Annotated in this window: 5 protein-coding genes; 2 read left to right on the forward strand and 3 right to left on the reverse strand. The window is 58.6% G+C overall.

Annotation, left to right across the window (positions count from 1 at the left end; translation table 11 throughout):
• Nucleotides 1-103: 103 nt before the first annotated feature.
• Both aph(3'')-Ib and ACFCZ1_RS38345 read left to right on the forward strand, forming a co-directional pair.
• Entirely contained in the window at nucleotides 104-907 is an 804-nt protein-coding gene (aph(3'')-Ib, locus tag ACFCZ1_RS38340; protein ID WP_001082319.1) for an aminoglycoside O-phosphotransferase APH(3'')-Ib, read from the forward strand.
• Nucleotides 907-1,743: an aminoglycoside O-phosphotransferase APH(6)-Id gene (locus tag ACFCZ1_RS38345; RefSeq protein ID WP_000480968.1), complete on the forward strand. Its 837-nt coding sequence runs from the start codon at nucleotides 907-909 to the stop codon at nucleotides 1,741-1,743. The genes aph(3'')-Ib and ACFCZ1_RS38345 overlap by 1 nt, the downstream gene beginning before the upstream one ends.
• Before the next feature lie 234 nt (nucleotides 1,744-1,977).
• On the opposite strand, the gene ACFCZ1_RS38350 is transcribed toward ACFCZ1_RS38345, so the two are convergent.
• The 3 genes from ACFCZ1_RS38350 to ACFCZ1_RS38360 all read right to left on the reverse strand — a co-directional run bounded on the left by ACFCZ1_RS38350 (nucleotide 1,978) and on the right by ACFCZ1_RS38360 (nucleotide 3,713).
• The gene (locus ACFCZ1_RS38350) at nucleotides 1,978-2,193 is read right to left on the reverse strand and encodes an MbeD family mobilization/exclusion protein (RefSeq protein ID WP_044704874.1); all 216 of its coding nucleotides are present in this window, start codon (nucleotides 2,191-2,193) and stop codon (nucleotides 1,978-1,980) included.
• A gap of 6 nt (nucleotides 2,194-2,199) precedes the next feature.
• Nucleotides 2,200-2,691 (reverse strand): MbeB family mobilization protein, encoded by a 492-nt coding sequence (locus tag ACFCZ1_RS38355; RefSeq protein ID WP_063844470.1) that lies wholly within the window; start codon nucleotides 2,689-2,691, stop codon nucleotides 2,200-2,202.
• 677 nt (nucleotides 2,692-3,368) lie between these two features.
• Entirely contained in the window at nucleotides 3,369-3,713 is a 345-nt protein-coding gene (locus ACFCZ1_RS38360; RefSeq protein ID WP_044704870.1) for a MobC family plasmid mobilization relaxosome protein, read from the reverse strand.
• Nucleotides 3,714-3,939: the final 226 nt, after the last annotated feature.

Genomic DNA, 3,939 nt, shown 5'->3' on the forward strand with positions numbered 1-3,939 from the left:
TCAGAGACCATGGAAAGCATGTTCTCGGACTTACGTAGCAACTCGTTTCTTTTCGCAGGTTGAGCCACCTCCGCGCTTCATCAGAAAACTGAAGGAACCTCCATTGAATCGAACTAATATTTTTTTTGGTGAATCGCATTCTGACTGGTTGCCTGTCAGAGGCGGAGAATCTGGTGATTTTGTTTTTCGACGTGGTGACGGGCATGCCTTCGCGAAAATCGCACCTGCTTCCCGCCGCGGTGAGCTCGCTGGAGAGCGTGACCGCCTCATTTGGCTCAAAGGTCGAGGTGTGGCTTGCCCCGAGGTGATCAACTGGCAGGAGGAACAGGAGGGTGCATGCTTGGTGATAACGGCAATTCCGGGAGTACCGGCGGCTGATCTGTCTGGAGCGGATTTGCTCAAAGCGTGGCCGTCAATGGGGCAGCAACTTGGCGCTGTTCACAGCCTATCGGTTGATCAATGTCCGTTTGAGCGCAGGCTGTCGCGAATGTTCGGACGCGCCGTTGATGTGGTGTCCCGCAATGCCGTCAATCCCGACTTCTTACCGGACGAGGACAAGAGTACGCCGCAGCTCGATCTTTTGGCTCGTGTCGAACGAGAGCTACCGGTGCGGCTCGACCAAGAGCGCACCGATATGGTTGTTTGCCATGGTGATCCCTGCATGCCGAACTTCATGGTGGACCCTAAAACTCTTCAATGCACGGGTCTGATCGACCTTGGGCGGCTCGGAACAGCAGATCGCTATGCCGATTTGGCACTCATGATTGCTAACGCCGAAGAGAACTGGGCAGCGCCAGATGAAGCAGAGCGCGCCTTCGCTGTCCTATTCAATGTATTGGGGATCGAAGCCCCCGACCGCGAACGCCTTGCCTTCTATCTGCGATTGGACCCTCTGACTTGGGGTTGATGTTCATGCCGCCTGTTTTTCCTGCTCATTGGCACGTTTCGCAACCTGTTCTCATTGCGGACACCTTTTCCAGCCTCGTTTGGAAAGTTTCATTGCCAGACGGGACTCCTGCAATCGTCAAGGGATTGAAACCTATAGAAGACATTGCTGATGAACTGCGCGGGGCCGACTATCTGGTATGGCGCAATGGGAGGGGAGCAGTCCGGTTGCTCGGTCGTGAGAACAATCTGATGTTGCTCGAATATGCCGGGGAGCGAATGCTCTCTCACATCGTTGCCGAGCACGGCGACTACCAGGCGACCGAAATTGCAGCGGAACTAATGGCGAAGCTGTATGCCGCATCTGAGGAACCCCTGCCTTCTGCCCTTCTCCCGATCCGGGATCGCTTTGCAGCTTTGTTTCAGCGGGCGCGCGATGATCAAAACGCAGGTTGTCAAACTGACTACGTCCACGCGGCGATTATAGCCGATCAAATGATGAGCAATGCCTCGGAACTGCGTGGGCTACATGGCGATCTGCATCATGAAAACATCATGTTCTCCAGTCGCGGCTGGCTGGTGATAGATCCCGTCGGTCTGGTCGGTGAAGTGGGCTTTGGCGCCGCCAATATGTTCTACGATCCGGCTGACAGAGACGACCTTTGTCTCGATCCTAGACGCATTGCACAGATGGCGGACGCATTCTCTCGTGCGCTGGACGTCGATCCGCGTCGCCTGCTCGACCAGGCGTACGCTTATGGGTGCCTTTCCGCAGCTTGGAACGCGGATGGAGAAGAGGAGCAACGCGATCTAGCTATCGCGGCCGCGATCAAGCAGGTGCGACAGACGTCATACTAGATATCAAGCGACTTCTCCTATCCCCTGGGAACACATCAATCTTACCGGAGAATATCGTTGGCCAAAGCCTTAGCGTAGGATTTCGCCCTCTCCCGCAAACGACCCCTTCTTGGGGTTTATCACGGGCCGGCATCCGTCAGCCCAGCGTCGGTCCTTTGTAGGTTTTCTGCGGCTGGCGCTCCAGCTCCAGTGTTTTCTGATACTCATTCTCCCCCTGCCGGAACTCGGTGGCATTCAGTTCCCGGACAAGCGGCGCAGCTGCTCGCTTAAACTCAGCACCTGCGTGCTCAAGTCCGACACGCGCTCGTTCAGCACCGCGTTCTCCCGTTGCATAAGCCCAGACATCTTCTGCCATTCCGCGAAGGCGCTCTCCCATTCGTCCAGCCTTTGCGAGTAGTCCTGATGTAGCTGCTCTAATGCGGTCAGCAACTGCTTTTCCAGCTCTGTCATTTTCCGCTACTCCTGTTTCAGGCGGATCCAGGTCGTCCCGTCGTAGGGGATGGCTTCGGCTTGCATCCCCGGCGGCAGGATAAGGAACCTCCGGCCGTCGCTGCTCTCCTGATAGCGCACTCCCCACGTCCGGGCAGTCATTTTCGCCAGGGTATCTTCCTGCTGACGAAGATGTGTGTAATTGTCGGTTATCTGCTGCCCCTGCCACCACAGAATGCTCCCGCTCGTGGCGATCAGCAGCGCTGACACCATCAGGATGGTGAGCCATGCCCTCCCGGCTGTCAGCAGCACGCTCCGCCGGTTTTTCTCCATCGCCTCGCTCATACTCTGTTCGTGGGCGCTGATGGCGTCGCTGATTCTCCTCGCGCTTGCGCTCAGTTCCGCTCTGACAGACTGCTCGTGCTCGCTGAATGCGGCTTTCAGCATCTCGCCGGTACTCTGCTGCTGCGCTTTCGATTTCTGCTCCAAGTCCTTCGCCAGCGTTAAAAGACTGCTCATAGATGGCTCCCTTCAGTCGGATGTTTCGCCCCCCGTCCGGGTCGGCAATGCTGATGCTGCTTTTCGTGCTGCGCACCACCTCAAAACCTGCGCTTTCCAGCGCCTCAGTGACGTCCTGACGGGTTTTCAGCTCCCCGGATGAGGCAAGGGCAAGCAGGCCGCGCGTAATCGCCTGGGCAGCTTCCTGCTTCGCTTCCGGCAGCGCGGACGGCGTGACCAGCGCCCGCCGGTTTTCCGGCGCGTTCGGGTCGTGCAGCCCCAGCCGGCCGTTGACCACCGTCTGCCAGGCATCGATGCGCGGCCGGTCGGCGCGGTCGTAGTACGGCTGGAGCCGCCTGCCGGTCAGCAGCTCGGTATTGGGGATCAGAAAGTTCAGCTCCAGACGCCCCTTGTCCGCGTGCTCCACCCACAGAATGCTGTACTGATCTTTATCGAGGCCGGGCATCAGAACACGCTCGAAGCTGGCCATCAGTTTTTCCCGCTGGCCGGGAGGCAGATCTGCCTCCGCAAACGACAGTACGCCGGAGGTGTATTTCTTCACGTAAGGCGACACATCAATCAGCTCCCGGACTTCTTCCGGCTTGCCCTGCAGGACGGTGGCGCCTTCACGCTGCCGGTCTTTACCCAGCAAATAGTCCACCGGCCCGGCGCCACCGCCGCGACCGCGCGGATGAAATTTAATGATCATCGTCCGTTCCTTTCTCAAGAACGGCGTGCCGCAGCTGCTCAAGGCCGGCATCGATTGCCATCAGCGCCGCCACAATCTGCACCCTGTCATGGCCGGTACCGCCGCCGGCGTTAACGCGGCGGGCTATCTGGTTCAGGTTGTTGCCCATGCCGGCAAGCTGGCGCAGCAGCGCCGGCGAGATCGAGGGTAGCTTTCCGGTACGCGCAGGCTTTTCATCAAGACAGGTCTGCCGCATCCACGCCGCCAGCTGCCTGCCGTCACAGCGTTCGAGCAGCCGCCGGTGCTCGTCCTCCGTCACCCACATGGTGAGCATCTTGTTCCGTTTCTCTGACAAACCGGTCTCCTGATAACGCCGGGACGGGCGGGAAAGCCTTTCCCGGTCGGCGCGGGGTTGGACAAGCCGCAGGCGCGTCAGGCTTTTGGCGGGTTTCGGGGCGCAGCCCTGAACCAGTCACGTAGCGCTAGCGGAGTGTATACTGGCTTACTATGGTGGCACGACGGGAATCGGGATGAAATAGTCAGTCATAAAAACTGTGAGATGAGGCTCAGGTGCGTAAGGG

It is taken from the genome of Streptomyces sp. NPDC056224 (genome assembly GCF_042267665.1).
Taxonomy (GTDB): Bacteria; Actinomycetota; Actinomycetes; order Streptomycetales; family Streptomycetaceae; genus Streptomyces.